18 protein-coding genes are annotated in these 13319 nt (G+C 62.1%); 6 read left to right on the forward strand and 12 right to left on the reverse strand.

Annotated features, from left to right (window positions below; all coding sequences use genetic code 11):
- Positions 1 to 2 precede the first annotated feature (2 nt).
- Entirely contained in the window at positions 3 to 1136 is a 1134-nt protein-coding gene (locus tag I6E74_RS09445) for a hypothetical protein (protein WP_197125013.1), read from the forward strand.
- Positions 1137 to 1272: 136 nt separating this feature from the next.
- On the opposite strand, the gene I6E74_RS09450 is transcribed toward I6E74_RS09445, so the two are convergent.
- On the reverse strand, positions 1273 to 2058 hold the full coding sequence (locus I6E74_RS09450; RefSeq protein WP_197125015.1) for an SDR family NAD(P)-dependent oxidoreductase: 786 nt from the start codon (positions 2056 to 2058) through the stop codon (positions 1273 to 1275).
- 106 nt (positions 2059 to 2164) lie between these two features.
- On the opposite strand from I6E74_RS09450, the gene I6E74_RS09455 reads away from it, so the two are divergent.
- The gene (locus tag I6E74_RS09455; RefSeq protein ID WP_197125017.1) at positions 2165 to 2806 is read left to right on the forward strand and encodes a TetR/AcrR family transcriptional regulator; all 642 of its coding nucleotides are present in this window, start codon (positions 2165 to 2167) and stop codon (positions 2804 to 2806) included.
- A gap of 35 nt (positions 2807 to 2841) precedes the next feature.
- Here the strand turns inward: I6E74_RS09455 and I6E74_RS09460 are convergent, their stop codons facing one another.
- Positions 2842 to 3366, reverse strand: coding sequence for a DUF427 domain-containing protein (locus tag I6E74_RS09460; protein ID WP_197125019.1), 525 nt, complete (start codon positions 3364 to 3366; stop codon positions 2842 to 2844).
- Between the two features lie 79 nt (positions 3367 to 3445).
- Between I6E74_RS09460 and I6E74_RS09465 the strand changes: the two genes are divergently transcribed.
- A complete protein-coding gene (locus I6E74_RS09465; RefSeq protein WP_197125021.1) occupies positions 3446 to 4255 on the forward strand; it encodes a DUF1206 domain-containing protein in 810 nt (269 codons plus the stop codon).
- A 29-nt stretch (positions 4256 to 4284) separates the two neighbouring features.
- Here the strand turns inward: I6E74_RS09465 and I6E74_RS09470 are convergent, their stop codons facing one another.
- Positions 4285 to 5433 carry an aromatic acid exporter family protein gene (locus tag I6E74_RS09470; RefSeq protein ID WP_231604867.1) on the reverse strand — a complete coding sequence of 383 codons (1149 nt, stop codon included), beginning with the start codon at positions 5431 to 5433 and terminating at the stop codon, positions 4285 to 4287.
- Positions 5430 to 6110, reverse strand: coding sequence for a response regulator transcription factor (locus tag I6E74_RS09475; protein WP_197125023.1), 681 nt, complete (start codon positions 6108 to 6110; stop codon positions 5430 to 5432). Before I6E74_RS09475 ends, I6E74_RS09470 begins: the two co-directional genes overlap by 4 nt.
- Before the next feature lie 170 nt (positions 6111 to 6280).
- On the opposite strand from I6E74_RS09475, the gene I6E74_RS09480 reads away from it, so the two are divergent.
- Together I6E74_RS09480 and I6E74_RS09485 are read left to right on the forward strand one after the other, a co-directional pair.
- A complete protein-coding gene (locus I6E74_RS09480; protein WP_197125025.1) occupies positions 6281 to 6454 on the forward strand; it encodes a CsbD family protein in 174 nt (57 codons plus the stop codon).
- Between the two features lie 73 nt (positions 6455 to 6527).
- Entirely contained in the window at positions 6528 to 6689 is a 162-nt protein-coding gene (locus I6E74_RS09485; protein WP_197125027.1) for a hypothetical protein, read from the forward strand.
- 118 nt (positions 6690 to 6807) lie between these two features.
- Here the strand turns inward: I6E74_RS09485 and I6E74_RS09490 are convergent, their stop codons facing one another.
- From I6E74_RS09490 to I6E74_RS09500, 3 genes are all read right to left on the reverse strand, one after another.
- Complete coding sequence (locus tag I6E74_RS09490; RefSeq protein WP_197125029.1) at positions 6808 to 7608, reverse strand: SDR family oxidoreductase; 801 nt, start codon at positions 7606 to 7608, stop codon at positions 6808 to 6810.
- Between the two features lie 164 nt (positions 7609 to 7772).
- The gene (locus I6E74_RS09495; RefSeq protein ID WP_197125031.1) at positions 7773 to 8474 is read right to left on the reverse strand and encodes a spermidine synthase; all 702 of its coding nucleotides are present in this window, start codon (positions 8472 to 8474) and stop codon (positions 7773 to 7775) included.
- Between the two features lie 55 nt (positions 8475 to 8529).
- Positions 8530 to 9156, reverse strand: a complete 627-nt coding sequence (locus I6E74_RS09500; RefSeq protein ID WP_307784442.1) for a carbonic anhydrase — start codon at positions 9154 to 9156, stop codon at positions 8530 to 8532.
- Between the two features lie 164 nt (positions 9157 to 9320).
- Here I6E74_RS09500 and I6E74_RS09505 point away from each other — a divergent pair, with 164 nt between their 5' ends.
- Positions 9321 to 10058: a tyrosine-protein phosphatase gene (locus I6E74_RS09505; protein WP_197125033.1), complete on the forward strand. Its 738-nt coding sequence runs from the start codon at positions 9321 to 9323 to the stop codon at positions 10056 to 10058.
- Between the two features lie 15 nt (positions 10059 to 10073).
- Here the strand turns inward: I6E74_RS09505 and I6E74_RS09510 are convergent, their stop codons facing one another.
- From I6E74_RS09510 to I6E74_RS09530, 5 genes are all read right to left on the reverse strand, one after another.
- A complete protein-coding gene (locus tag I6E74_RS09510; RefSeq protein WP_197125035.1) occupies positions 10074 to 11057 on the reverse strand; it encodes a hypothetical protein in 984 nt (327 codons plus the stop codon).
- Positions 11058 to 11059: 2 nt separating this feature from the next.
- Complete coding sequence (locus I6E74_RS09515) at positions 11060 to 11323, reverse strand: hypothetical protein (protein WP_197125036.1); 264 nt, start codon at positions 11321 to 11323, stop codon at positions 11060 to 11062.
- A gap of 160 nt (positions 11324 to 11483) precedes the next feature.
- Positions 11484 to 11945 (reverse strand): hypothetical protein, encoded by a 462-nt coding sequence (locus I6E74_RS09520; RefSeq protein ID WP_197125038.1) that lies wholly within the window; start codon positions 11943 to 11945, stop codon positions 11484 to 11486.
- 108 nt (positions 11946 to 12053) lie between these two features.
- Positions 12054 to 12626, reverse strand: a complete 573-nt coding sequence (locus I6E74_RS09525; protein WP_197125040.1) for a DUF4395 domain-containing protein — start codon at positions 12624 to 12626, stop codon at positions 12054 to 12056.
- 66 nt (positions 12627 to 12692) lie between these two features.
- A complete protein-coding gene (locus tag I6E74_RS09530; RefSeq protein ID WP_197125042.1) occupies positions 12693 to 13172 on the reverse strand; it encodes a thioredoxin domain-containing protein in 480 nt (159 codons plus the stop codon).
- Positions 13173 to 13319 lie beyond the last annotated feature (147 nt).

Raw genomic sequence — 13319 nt, forward strand, 5'->3', positions numbered from 1 at the left:
CCATGAGCATCGACATCCCCTCTCATGAAGACCTAGTAGCACTTTCGCAGCAGCGAAACATCGCCAGCGTTTCGCTGTATGTTTCGCCAGGATCGACCGATGGCGGGCCCCCTATCGGCCGCGACACTGAGGCGGCGCGACTCGCTCTCCGCTCGGCAGCGACAGAAGCGCTGGCAGAGCTCGGCGTGCTTGGCGTAGAGAAAGCTGAGTTGGACGCGATCGGTCAGTCGCTGGGAGCGCTGGATCACGACACCGGATTTTGGGCGTCTTCTGCGCGTTCAGTCGCCGTTTTTGTCTCGCCAGAGATCACTCAGTCGTTCCGCCTGCGCAATGAACTGCCCACGCTCGTTGCCATTGGTGATCGATTCGACCTCGGTCCGCTGCTACGCGCCACCACGTTCGGCCACTCCGGCTATGTGCTCGCCGTGACGCTGGGCAGTGTGAGGCTTCTCTCTCTCAACGCCGATGATTCGAGCGACGAGATCGCGTTGCCTGACCTCCCCGAGGATCTCGGCAGAACGCTGGAAACCGCCGACAACCACGGTAAGGCAGACACTCCTCGAGCGGATGGCGCCCTGGGTTCGAAAGTGGAACTTCGACGCTACTGCTCCCAGATTCAGGAGGCGGTGCTCCCCATCATTGGTGACTCGGGATTGCCTTTGGTACTCGCTGCATCCTCAGACTTACAGCCCGCGTACCGTGAAATTTCCACCTATCGCGGACTTCTCTCATCCGCCATCGATGCGAATCCCAGTTCGCTGTCGATCGACGATCTCGAGGATCGCGGTCGTGCACTTCTGGCCGAAAGACACACCGACGAGCTCGCGTCATGGTGTGCGACGTTCGGCAACAAACAGAGCAATGGACTCGCTAGTTCGCAACTGAGCGACGTTTCTCACGCCGCCGCCGCTGGACTCGTCGACACGCTTTTGTTCGATTTGGCTTCGACCGACGAGGGTAGCATCGACGAATACGGCCAAATTGTGTTCGCCAGCGAGCCTGGCCCGAGCACGTACGGCCTCGTTGACGAAATCGCCGCGCGCGTCTTGCGTACGGGTGGCACGGTCAAAGCAGTTCGAAGCGATGACCTCCCCGACGACTCGCCCGTCGCCGCAACATTCCGCGGGCCGCTGTAAGCCTCGAAAATTGAAGGGCGCTGCAGCGGAGGTTTGGCCTCGGCTGCAGCGCCCTTTGGCGTGTGTGGCGCGCAGTGCGCGCGTTAGGCTCACCGGTCCATCGCAACGGATGCGCCGGTGCACGCCCCTTCGATAGTTACTGGTGGGCGCCGCCGTCGATACGAATCTCGGTGCCGGTCACAAATGCGCCATCTTCACTAGCGAGCATGGCGACGACTCCGGCAACTGCTTCGGGCCCCGCGTACCCTTCCTTGATCGCTGGGCTCATCTTCATGAACAGCGAGTAGTCGGCGTCTTCAGGAATACCAGGCCCCATGCTCTGCTTGCTCTCGCCGATTCCTTCGGTCATCCCCGAAGAGATCGAGCCGGGCTGAACGGCAGTGAACCGGATTCCCTGCTTCGCGTACTCAGCGGCAAGCGCGTGCGTCATGGATTGAACTCCCCCCTTACTCGCGGCGTACGCGGACATGTAGGGGTGACCAAAAGCCGCCGAGGTCGAGCTGAAATTTACGACCGCGGATCCGTTGCCCTCGAGCAGCGCGGGAATGGCTTCCCGAATCATGAGGAAGGTACCGACCAAGTTGACGTTGAGTACCTGCTGAAAGAGTTCAAGGGACGTCGAGTGGGTGTGCGACGAGCGCAGGATGCCAGCAGCGTTGACGAGAACATCGAGTCCACCCAGCGTGCCTAGAGCAGTTGCGACAGCGGATTTCACCGACTCTTCGTCGGCAATGTTCACTACGACGGTGGAAAGGCGCGCTCCAGCTTCGCCCGCTTTGCTGACCGTGTCGGCCAATCCCGCTTCGCTCACGTCGGCGGCAACGACGTTGCCGCCCTCGGCGAGGAGTCGAAGCACGGTGGCTTGGCCGATGCCTGAGCCTGCGCCGGTGACAATGGCGCGACGTCCGGAGAACCTGTTCATGGGGTGCCTTTCTAGGTGGGTGTTGGCCCCACGGTACGGCAAAGTGGCACAATGTGCCATAGTGACAGTTAATGCAGTTCACCATTCAGCGCGTACGCTCCTCTATATGAATGCAGAACCTCTCAGCCTTACGGAGCGTCGCAAGCGCGACACTCAGCTTGAGATAGCTCGCACAGCCGCGCGACTCTTCTCCGACCGCGGCGCAGCCGCAGTGACCGCCGAAGAGATCGCCCAGCAATCCGGTGTTGCCGTTCGCACTTTTTACCGGTATTTCAGCAGCAAGGAAGATGCCGTAGCTCCTCTTTTGACGATCGGCGCGGACCAATGGCACGCGCTCGTCGCCGCAGCCGACCCTGACGAAAATGTGCTCGCCGCCCTCGAACACACGATCTCCGCCGTACTCACCCCTCGCAATGCCGAGGAAATCGAGGGGCTGCGCTGGACACTTGGTCTGCTTCACGCCGCCACCAGCGACGCCGCTTTGCAACACGTGTGGCACCGCGTGAACTCCGATTCAGAGGTGCAACTCAGGTCGGTCCTTGCCCCCGCAATGCCGACGGAGACAACCCCGTTGACTCTGCGCTTGCTCGCCGCAGCAGCCACGAGCGCTCTGCGCATAGCCCTCGAAGCCAGCGCTGAAATCGATCGCACCCTGAAGGATCCCAGCGTGCTCGCCTCGCACGCGTTGGACGCGTTCAGGCAGCTGACCAGCGGGCTAGATCTCGCACCGGTCCCGAGCGCTAGTTAGCCACACCGCTCTCGCCCCAGCAGCAGATTCTGCTGCTACCAGCCCATCGTGCCCGGCGCGCCCTTGAACGGCCCGACGAGGTTCTTGGTGATCCAGCCACCGTAGAAATCTCCCTCCTGAGAGGTCACTAGCTCGCCGTCGATCTCACACGAGTCCATCTGGCCAGGGTAAAGCGCGACACGCGTAGCAAGCTGCTCGAACCCGTGCGTGGGCTCTGGGTAAACCCACCCCGCACGCTCGGCCACGCCTCCCCCGGCAACCACGTCAAAGTAGTGCGCTTCGCCCTTGAACTCGCAGAAGCTTGTGCCACGAACGGGCACAAGCACACCTTCCGGGAAAGCCGCGATCGGTACGTAGTAGACGGGCGGATGACTCGTCTCGAGCACGCGCACGGCATCCGTCGTGTCCACAATCACGTGCCCGCCGAGCCGCACGACAACGCGCTGAGGCATGTGTTCGACGCGAGGCGGCCGCGGGTAATCCCACACTGACTCTTGCCCCACTTTCGGCGTGACCGGCTTGGGGCGGGGAAGGCGGCGAGGTGCGGGTGCGGGTGTCATCTATCCATCCTGCATTCGCCTGCTGGGATGCGGCTGCAAGGCCGACATCCGTTCACAGAATTCATTTACACTGGCCTCCATGAATGATGCCTCAGCTTCAGATGCCGCTCGCAGCGCGAAAAACAGCACCGCACTGCAAGTTCTCGCCCGCCTCGGTTTTGCCGTAAACGGACTCGTGCACCTCCTCATTGGAGCACTCGCGATCGGCATCGCGACGGGTGGCGGCCAAACCGATGCTGACCAGTCCGGAGCGTTCCGGCAGTTGGCCTCGACTCCGGGCGGTGTATTTCTGCTCTGGGCCGTCGTCATTGGTATGTTCGCCCTCGGTCTTTGGTTGCTGATTTCGGCATTCCTCATGCAGCCTCAGGATTCGAAACGCAAATGGGCTCGTCGCGGCGCGGAAGCAGCCAAAGGCATCACGTACTTTGCGCTGGGCTCTACAGCTCTGACATTCGCGCTCGGCGGCTCGTCAGACTCATCGAGCAGCACGAGCAGTCTGACGGGTGAGCTCATGGGGAACCCCATCGGCATCGCGGTGCTCGTCATTGCGGGCCTCGCGGTCATGGGCGTCGGCGGCTTCTTTATCTACAAGGGCGCGACCCAAAAGTTTACGGAGGACATCTCTGTGCCCGGAGGTACTCTGCGCACCGCAGTTCTCGGACTCGGCGTTGCGGGCTATATCGCTAAGGGTGTTGCGATTGGGGTTGCGGGCATCCTTGTCGTCGTTGCTGCGTTCACTCACGACCCCGAAAAGTCGTCGGGTTTGGATGCTGCGCTCACGAGCCTCACCGATCTGCCTTTCGGAGTGGTGGTGCTGATTGTGATCGCCATCGGGCTCATTGCCTATGGCGTGTATTGCTTCATCCGGGCTCGCTTCGCACGGTTGTAGAGGGCAGCTAGGCCAGGAAGCTGGCGGCGCTAGCTCGCTTCGTTCGACGCTGCCTCATCCAGCTGTTCAGCCTGCTCCAGTCGGGTGTTCAGAGCCGCGAGGATGCGCGCGATGTCCATGGAAATTGCGGCTGATGCACCCATCGTGGTTGCATTTTCGGTGTCTTTATTAGCATCCAGTTCCGCGGTTAGCGCTGCAAGAGCGTCCGTAGCGAGGTCGTGTGCATCGTGGCGCTCCTCCACGGAGTCCCAGCTGCTGAGCGCGGTCGCGACAGCAGCGAGCGCAGCGCTGAGTGCAGGCCTCAATTCGGGCCTCAATTGCACCTTTATTGGGATGCCCCACACTGCCCCGGTGAGCACATCGGTGATGTCCCGCACATGAAAAGTCACATTTTCGAGAGCCGCAAGATCGTCGTGATCTGCTTTCAGGTCGCGACGATAGCGACGTGCTCGCGGGTTGGCTTTCCGGCTTTCGTCGGCGAGCAGCACCGCCTCACGCACTTGACCAGATACGACTACAAGCGAGTCTTTGCCCGAAGCCCAGCCGTCTTTTTCGGGCGGCCAGCTTTCAGCGAGAGCTTCTGCGATCTCCGCGAGGTGGCTAGAAAGCACTGCGCGAAAGTTTGCCAACTGTTGATCGACGGCGTTGTGGGTGAGTGCCGGAAAGATCAGCAGGTTCACGAGGAGTCCGACGACGATGCCCAGGGTGGCTTGCTCGAGGTAGCCGATTGAGTAGGAATCGGCATCCGGCCCGCCAATGATGAGCACGAAAAGCACTGTCACGGGGATGTACTCACGGTTGGCGCCAAACCAGCCTGTCGCGGCGATGAGAGCACCGACACCGACAGTTAGAGACGTCGTGATGACGCTCGGTGAACTGAAGATAATCACGGCGCCCGCCAGCACGATGGCCACCGCCAGACTGCCGATCGTTTGCGCCGCATTCTTCATCGAGCCCATGAGCGTGGGGTACATCGCGACAATAGCGCCGAGGGGAGCGTAATACGGATAGTTATCCGCGACGCCCGGAAGATAGGGCGCAAGTTTCCAGGCGATGGCGACCGCTACCGCAGTTTTGGCGGCCTGCAGCATGCGCGCCCGGGTGAGATCTGACCGCATCCGGCCAGCAGTTTTCTTGACAGGCTCTAGCGAGGGCGCGGGTACGATGGGTCGTTTCATGCCTGCGGAGCGAGTTCGCTGCCACCAGGGGCAGGTTCCGGATGGTCGACTCGAACCCGATCGGGGCGAAACCCGTGTTCGATTCCCCACAGCACCGCGTTGGTGCGGCTCGTAGCACCAATGTTTCGATAGCAACTGCGAATGTAGGTCTTGATGGAGTTGATCGAGAGGTGTGTTCGCTCGGCAATTTCGGCGTTGCTGAGCCCCTGGGTGATGAGCGCCAAGACTTCGGCTTCCCGCTCGGTGAGACCTTCTTCACGCCCCGGCCAGTCGCCCGCCATCACGGTCGGTGTGCTTTTGCCGCCGAGGTGAATACGGTCGCCACCGCGACTGATTGCTTCGAGAGCCGCAACAAACATGGATGCCGGCAAGCCTTTAGAGATGTAGCCGGCGGCCCCATTACCGAGCACCGCCGCGATGTGGGTCGGATCGAGGTTCCACGAATACACGACGACGGCGCTGACGGCAGGGTTGGCGGCGAGGGCTTTCACGGCGACGCGATCTCCTTGTGTTCCCGCGAACGTGTCGTAGAGCGCGATATCGACCGATTCGTCGACTTGTCTGTTGAGATCGAGTTCGACCACCTGAATGCGATTCTGGTAGGAGCGCAGCATCCCCACAACGCCGCGCGCGACGACCTCATAGTCGTTAACTAGAGCAATACGTACGGCGGTCATGGCTCAACGATAAGCGGCGGCAGAAACAAATGGGGAAAGTTCACCCCTAGGGGTGAAGCCTCACACCCGCTACCCAGATTATTCTCAGCCGGTGGCGTGCCTGTCGCCCTCCGCCAGTGCAGACGGGCACGCCACGCCAATTCACTCCCCCGAGAAAAAGGAGCTCCATAATGAGCGCTTCAGACAAGATCGAAAACGCCGCAGAAGACCTCACCGGTAAGGCTAAAGAAGCCGCCGGTAAGGCGACTAACAACGAGGAACTCGAAGCTGAGGGCAACGCCGACCAGGCGAAGGCCAGCTTGAAGAAGGCCGGCGAGAACGTGAAGGATGCCGTCTCCGAGTAGCGGTCACCGCAACTCTCTCACTCCCCTACAACACGCTTACTCCCCCACAACTCCTTTCGAAAGGTATCCCCCTATGAATACTCTCCTCATCATCGTCGCCGTAATCGCCATCGCCCTGCTGCTCACGGGTGGCCTCGTGCAGTCGCTCAACTTCCTCCTCTGGGTGGGAGTCGTTCTGGCTGTGCTTGCAGTGATCGCGTTCCTGTTCCGCACCATTTCTGGACGCAAGGCCTAAACAGCCTCGCGTTCCGCACGCGAAAGCCCACGACTCCAAGGATGCAGTCGTGGGCTTTCGTGTTGTCTAGGCGACGTCTGGCGCGCCTGCGTTCAGGACGCTACCGAGGCGCGATCCGCTAGATGCTGTTGTGGTCCTTGACGGCCGCTTCCATGTCCGCGAGGCCATCGGCCATAGCGGCATCGACAGCGAGCGGATCGGAGTGGTTGAGTTCCTGCATGCTGCGCGCGCGTTCGTGCGTTGCGTTGATTTCGTACTCGTCGTCGCTGAGACCGGAGATCACGCGATCGACGACGCCAGAGACGGGGCCGCGCTTCCAGTCAGCGTTCTGGCTGCTCATCATCTCCGTGTCTGTGGCGCCCGGGTAGACGGTCGAGACGTGCACTCCGGTGCCGTGAAGTTCGCGGCGCATCGCTTCACCGAATGCCGCAAGACCAGACTTGGTTGCGGCATAGACGGCGTAGAACGGCATCGCGACGAGAGCGATCTCGCTGGAAATGTTGACGATGAGGCTTCCCCCTGCGGCTCCGCTGGTGCGCAGGCGCGGCAACAGCGCCTGAGTCAGGAGGATGGGGGCGGTGAGGTTGAGGTCGATCATCGCGGTGGCCTCGGCTGCGGTGGCATCCTCGAGTCGCCCCGCGCGCACGTTACCGGCGTTGTTGACGAGAAGGTCGAGGGTGTCCCACGACTTCACGGCCTCAGCGACGTGGGCTGCGGCATCCGCTTGGCCCAGGTCTTGGACGAGGATTTCGGATGTTCCGCCGGCTTCTTTTACGAGTTCTGCGGTCTTCTGCAGCGTCTCTTCTGTGCGGCCGACGAGCAGCAAGTGTGCGCCCTTTGCGGCGAAATCGAGGGCGAGGGCCTGCCCGATTCCTTGGCCTGCTCCGGTGATGATTCCATGGCGGTTCGTAAGATCCATTGTGGGGATCCTTCCTGTTCTAGGGACAGGGCTGAATAGAGCCCCGGGAACAATTCCTCGTTCTCTCCGGACGCTAGCACGGCGAACTGGGGTTTACTACCGAACGGTTCCAAATTGAGGTTTCACACAGGAAGCCGCGGGTGCACTGACGCTTGAGTCGCGCGCTACTCGCCCCGCATCGCGACGTACACCGTGTTAGATGACACGCCACCGGTGAGCGCATTATCGAAGTCGACCGCGTGCGCGATCGGGCTCTCGAAGACCTGGCCGAGGCGCTCCATGAATTCAACGTCGGACGGGTCATCCGACCACAATGCGAAGACGCCGCCCTCAGTGAGATGCGCTCGCACACGACGAAGACCGTCGACGGTGTAGAGGTCGGCGTGGCTGGGGTCGAGCTGGTGCCGGGGTGAGTGGTCGACATCTAGAAGGATCACGTCGTGGGGCACCGTCGGCTCGGCGCGCATGACGGCGAAGAAGTCGGCATGGGTGAGAGTGGTGCGGCTATCACCGGTGAGCTCGGCAGACACCGGCAGCAAGCCACGATTGTGCCAATCAATCACAGCCGGCAGAGCATCGATCACTTCGAGCGAAGCCACGCGCGGATCGGCGAGAGCGGCAACGGCCGTGTAACCAAGGCCGAGCCCGCCGTTGACGACGCGCAGTGCATCCCCGGTAGCCGCCGCAAGCCCAAGATCGGAAAGCGCGATTTCGGCCACAGTGAAGAGGCTCGACATGAGGTATTCCTCACCGAGCTTGACCTCATAAACGTCAACATCGAGCGTTGGCTCGCGTCGGCGTCGCAGGGTGAGCTCCCCCATCGGGGTCTCTTGAAAGTCGAGCTCTTCGAAGCGGGAGATAGCCATGGGTCGAGCCTACGTGTCGACAACCGTCGCCGACACCGCGCGGGTCTGGGCAGCTCTAGGCCGCAGCACCGGCAGCTGTTGCCTCCGGCACTTCGATGAGCTGCCCCGTGGCGACGTCGTAGAGATAGCCATAGACCGGAATACCGCTCGGAACCAGAGGGTGAGCCTTGATTCGGGTGACGTCTTCGAGCACGCTCTCCGCCTGGTCGGCGATGGTGAGCCAGTCAATATATTTGGCTTCGGCCGAGCCAGGACCGGTGCCCACGTCTTCGAATCCGGCCTCGCCCAAAGCAGCGGCCTCAAGGCTGTTGGCCAAGAGCCCGCGCATGACGTCGTCGGTGAAGAACTGCATCCCGCAGTTGGTGTGATGAATCACGAACCACTCCTTCGTGCCGAGGAGTTTGTACGAAATCACGAGCGATCGAATGGCGTCGTCGGATGCGCGTCCTCCCGCATTGCGGATGACGTGCGCGTCACCCTCACTTAGGCCGGCGTATTGTGCGGGGTCGAGGCGCGCATCCATGCACGTAAGGATCGCGAAGCCACGAGCCGGTGGCAAAGCGAGTTCGGATTTGTCTCCAAAGTTTTCGGCATAGGAGGCGTTGGCGGAGAGAACTTCGTCGAGCACTGACATGGTGCGCTCCTTCGTGGGTTCGGGGTTGGTGACGGATGTCGTTGACACGTCGCGAGCATAATCACCGATTTCGGGTAGCAGCCCAGTGTGTCGCCACGCTGCAGAGCGGCGGCTCACCGCCAGCTTTCCGTGGAGGCGCACGAACATGCGAATTCGCCGTGATCCGTGGCTCTACTCTGGCCGACACCGCGACTGCTCCGTATGCTGAGGAAATGACAACACTTGCGTGGGATGGCTATATCAATGCTCGAGATTTGGGCGGCTTTCCCACGGCGTTATCACGCAGCGGAGTAACAGCAGCGGGTCGAATTGCTCGCGGACCGCGCCGGGAGCGATTGACCGCGGCCGGGTGGGATGATGCCCGGGCCTGGGGTTTGGCATCCGTTGTTGATCTCCGCTGTGAGCACGAGGTCGGCCCTGGTGAGGGCGATCACGTGATTTCTGACGCGGCACTCGATGGCATCACAATCGTCAACGCCCCCACTGAAGATCAGAACGATTCTGAGTTCTGGGAGACCTGCGCCCCCATCCTCGACTCCCCCGAATACTGGCAGCACAACTGGCGGTTGCAACCCCAACTAGTGCTTGGCGCCCTCGAAGCAATTGCGTCGTCACAACCGGGAACACTGGTGCATTGCAGCGCGGGGCGCGATCGCACCGGGATGATCAGCGCGCTCCTTCTGGGCAATGCGGGGGTTGATCCCGCCGCCGTCGCCGCCGACTATGCAACCTCCGTGCACGCGATGGCCGCCGTCGAGCAGCTTGCTCCCGGCGCCGAGCCAGAAGAGATTCGCTCACCCGCTGAGGTGGACGAGTGGATGCGCGACAAACTTCCCATTGTTCGTGACACTGCCACGCGAACCCACGAGGTCTTCGACCTGCTCGGTGTCTCGATCGCGACGCGTTCGGCCCTGCGCAGGCTGCTGATCGCCGAGCAGCCCACGCACTAGGCCAACGGTCGCTGTTTAGGGCGTCTCCGGAACTTCCGGCGGTGCGACCGGTGCGGGTGCCGGTACATTTCGGTGCCGACCGGGTTGCGGTTTCTGGTGTCCCATTTCGCCTCCGATGCGGCCACCAAACGGCCGACCGTGGTCGGCGTATTCTTCGCGGAAGAACCCGAGGCGCCACTCACCCATTTCCATTCGCGCGCCAGTTCTGAGCGTGCGTGCGCCGGGATCCTGCCCTGTGAGCGGGCGCGATCCGCCACCGACGGCACCGATGGCGTGGAGCACGTACTCATCGTCGTCATCGTGGCGGATTTCGGCGTGGATTGGCTCCAGGCCGGGAAGCTGCAGGTCCGCGGCAGAAGACGATCCAATAGTGGTTACTTCTGATCGCAGCTCGAACTCTCGCGGCATCTGGCCGTTCCAGTTTTCGGAGCCCACGACAAAGAACAGTCGAGGTCGCCCCGCGCCCGCCGTGTAGTGCGTCGTGGTGATCTGTTTGCGCACAAACCGATCGAACGTCGGCACCAGCGGCAGCAGCGTGCTTGGCGGAAACTGCATCTCGGATGCCGTCGCCGCGCCGGCATCACGACGCCGCAGCAGCGGCGCAATCGCCGCGCGACTCCCCAGCGAAATGTGCGGAGAGCCAGTGAGCACTCGTTGCGCGACCGAAGGCTTGATCGCCCCGACACGAGCGATGAGACCGAGCGGCCCTGAGAGCGCGACGGTAAGCCCGCGGTCAGCCAAGACTTTGGCCACGCTACGCACGTCTTTGAGCTTCACCGTTCGCGCTTGAAGGAACAGCTCCGGCTTGCTCGAAAATACTTCGATGTCCATTCCGCTGGCGCTGATGGTGCCCGTCATCTTCTCGGTCTCGAGCGGCGCGGCTCCAGACTCACCGCTGCCTGATGACGCGTCATCCGCATCGTCACGTATCGGTTCGATGAGAGAGAACGCTAGATCGATGTCGAGCCTCGTTGGAGTACTCGTCGTTGAAGTACTCATCGTTACGGGGCGGTCGGTTCGGAGCCGGATCCTTCACTGGTGGTCACTCTCAGAGTGCCGTTGAGTTTCCACGTTGCGCGAGGCGCATCCTGGCCAACGTCGCGGGGAACTTCGACCGTCATGTCGATGAAGTTGTAGTCGATGACAGCACTGCGGCCGGTGAGATACGACCACATCTCTTTGCCAAGATCTGTCCAGTCTTGGATGTTGTGGGCGTCGGGGCCGGCAGCGCTGTCGGAGGCGGCGGGGCTAGTGAGATCAGACATGGTTTCTTCCTTTTCGCTCGCGTGTGAGGAATCGGGCAGCCATCGTGTTCGGTAGCTGCCCACTGTAATGTCACGATAATCGTGTACCCCAGATGGGGGAAGAGTTGCGCCTCAGGTCACGGCATACTCACTGGGAAGGTCGGCGTGCCGCGCTGACGAATTAGGCGAGCTGGCGCGGAGCAGCCGCAGGAATGAGCAGGCGGGCTGTGACGACGATGAAGACGATCAGCAGTACGAAAGTGCTGCCGTCTGCTGCGATGTAGAAGTAGTGCCAGAGTGAACCGCCGACATCGGTGCCGGCGACCACGGCATCAGTGCGGGCATTGAGCGGCGGGCGGATCACCAGTATTTGAGTGAGCAGCACCGCCCACAAACCAGCGAGCAGTCCCCACTGCAGGCGCGTCGCACGCGGTCGGATCATGGCGAGAGTCAGCAACGCAGCGAGAACCAGCGCGGTGGTGTTCATCGCGTAGAACACGAGACGCCCAATGCCGAGCCCGAGCTCAAGAGTGATTCCGGGCGCCTGAAACTTGAGCGGCGTCTCGAGGAACGAAATGCCGATGATCAGGCCAAGCCAGATGGCGGGGATGACAAGACGGAGGGTGAGGCTCGTGCGGTGCATGCTTCCAATTTATCGGAGGTGTGCACGCCAGTGTCGTGCCTGCGAGGAGAAGCTGACGCGGTACTCAAGCACGCCGCACCGCGGCGGTGCGACTGTTTCGCTTCGCCGTTACGCTGCAGAGCGGTTGCTCCCGCGTCCGACTAGGCCAGCGCGCACGAGCAGCATGTAGAGCTGGCAGCCAAGGCAGTAGTCGAAGACCGAGTTGAGGAACGCGACGATGAACGCGAATGCCGCGGCAACAACGAGGGCGTAGGGCACGGCAGCGAGGTGCAGCACGACGCCGATGACCGTGACGAACAGGCCGACGCCCTGCGAGAACGTGGGCGGAGCGGGGTTTTCGAGGTGACTCGGTGCGCTCAAGCGCGGACGTATCGCCGCCTTGAAGAATAGACCGTAGGGGTGACGCTGGATGCCCGCAAAGGCGCCCCACGCAAACAGCGCCGTGATGGCGGCCAGGAGAAGGAACGCGGGCTGGGTGGCGCGCTCGGCGAGTGTTGCCGGAAGTGCTGCGGCACCATCGAGGCCCAGGCCGATCACCGCGAGCAGCAGCACTGCGGTGATCCCAGCACCGAAACGAGGACCACGCGGGTCGATGCCGGCCTGGCCGGGCTTCGCTGCGAGGGCAGCTTTCGACGCGGAGAGCTCAGCCGCTCCGGCGGCGTTCGTGTGGGGCGTAGTCATAGGAGGTGCTCTCTAGTGCGGGCGAGGCGGGGTTGGCATGCGGTGGAAGGGTGCGGTGACTCGTCGTTAGCCGAGCGCGAGGGCGAGCATCCGGTGCAGTTCGGCACGGACGTCGGCGATCTTGGGGGCTCCGCCGATGCGAGCCTGAAGCACACCGTTGCCACCGAGGATGAACGTGGTCGGCGACTGCAACAGGTTGAAACGGCTGGCGAGCTCGGGGCGTGAAGTGACGTCGACCTCGACGTGAACGACTGAGCCGGTTCCGTCATCGAGTTCGCCGGCGAGGGCACTCAGCTGGGTGTGGACCGTGGGGCAGATTGCGCAGGCTGCGGTGGAGAACTGGAGCAAGGTGACGCGGCTGCCGAACGGGGCGACACCATCGATCACGATGCGATTCTTTTCGGATGCGGCGGCTGATCCAGCTGCAGTGGCAGCGCTCGAGCCGGTGGTAGCCGTGCGCTTGATGCGGCCGGTGCGGTCACGCCAGAACAGGCCGAGCACAGTGGCGAATGCCACGAGGCCGACCAGAACAAACAGGGTTTCCACAGCGTTCACCTTTCGAGGTTATGGGGAGTTGGGGAGCTTCGGCGTTGTGTGACGCGAGGTTACTGACCTCGCGCGCCACAGAGACGGGAAAGCCCCACTCGACTTGGTACTCACATAACAAGTCGCATGGGGCTTTAGATATTCCGA

This window comes from Salinibacterium sp. SWN139 (assembly GCF_015864625.1).
Taxonomy (GTDB): Bacteria; Actinomycetota; Actinomycetes; order Actinomycetales; family Microbacteriaceae; genus Rhodoglobus.

Bases quoted from the DNA above. Each gene is read 5' to 3' on its own strand.
- I6E74_RS09445 (WP_197125013.1), top strand. From the start codon at position 3: ATGAGCATCGACATCCCCTCTCATGAAGACCTAGTAGCACTTTCGCAG.
- I6E74_RS09450 (WP_197125015.1), bottom strand. From the start codon at position 2,058: ATGAACAGGTTCTCCGGACGTCGCGCCATTGTCACCGGCGCAGGCTCA.
- I6E74_RS09455 (WP_197125017.1), top strand. From the start codon at position 2,165: ATGAATGCAGAACCTCTCAGCCTTACGGAGCGTCGCAAGCGCGACACT.
- I6E74_RS09460 (WP_197125019.1), bottom strand. From the start codon at position 3,366: ATGACACCCGCACCCGCACCTCGCCGCCTTCCCCGCCCCAAGCCGGTC.
- I6E74_RS09465 (WP_197125021.1), top strand. From the start codon at position 3,446: ATGAATGATGCCTCAGCTTCAGATGCCGCTCGCAGCGCGAAAAACAGC.
- I6E74_RS09470 (WP_231604867.1), bottom strand. From the start codon at position 5,433: ATGAAACGACCCATCGTACCCGCGCCCTCGCTAGAGCCTGTCAAGAAA.
- I6E74_RS09475 (WP_197125023.1), bottom strand. From the start codon at position 6,110: ATGACCGCCGTACGTATTGCTCTAGTTAACGACTATGAGGTCGTCGCG.
- I6E74_RS09480 (WP_197125025.1), top strand. From the start codon at position 6,281: ATGAGCGCTTCAGACAAGATCGAAAACGCCGCAGAAGACCTCACCGGT.
- I6E74_RS09485 (WP_197125027.1), top strand. From the start codon at position 6,528: ATGAATACTCTCCTCATCATCGTCGCCGTAATCGCCATCGCCCTGCTG.
- I6E74_RS09490 (WP_197125029.1), bottom strand. From the start codon at position 7,608: ATGGATCTTACGAACCGCCATGGAATCATCACCGGAGCAGGCCAAGGA.
- I6E74_RS09495 (WP_197125031.1), bottom strand. From the start codon at position 8,474: ATGGCTATCTCCCGCTTCGAAGAGCTCGACTTTCAAGAGACCCCGATG.
- I6E74_RS09505 (WP_197125033.1), top strand. From the start codon at position 9,321: ATGACAACACTTGCGTGGGATGGCTATATCAATGCTCGAGATTTGGGC.
- I6E74_RS09510 (WP_197125035.1), bottom strand. From the start codon at position 11,057: ATGAGTACTTCAACGACGAGTACTCCAACGAGGCTCGACATCGATCTA.
- I6E74_RS09515 (WP_197125036.1), bottom strand. From the start codon at position 11,323: ATGTCTGATCTCACTAGCCCCGCCGCCTCCGACAGCGCTGCCGGCCCC.
- I6E74_RS09520 (WP_197125038.1), bottom strand. From the start codon at position 11,945: ATGCACCGCACGAGCCTCACCCTCCGTCTTGTCATCCCCGCCATCTGG.
- I6E74_RS09525 (WP_197125040.1), bottom strand. From the start codon at position 12,626: ATGACTACGCCCCACACGAACGCCGCCGGAGCGGCTGAGCTCTCCGCG.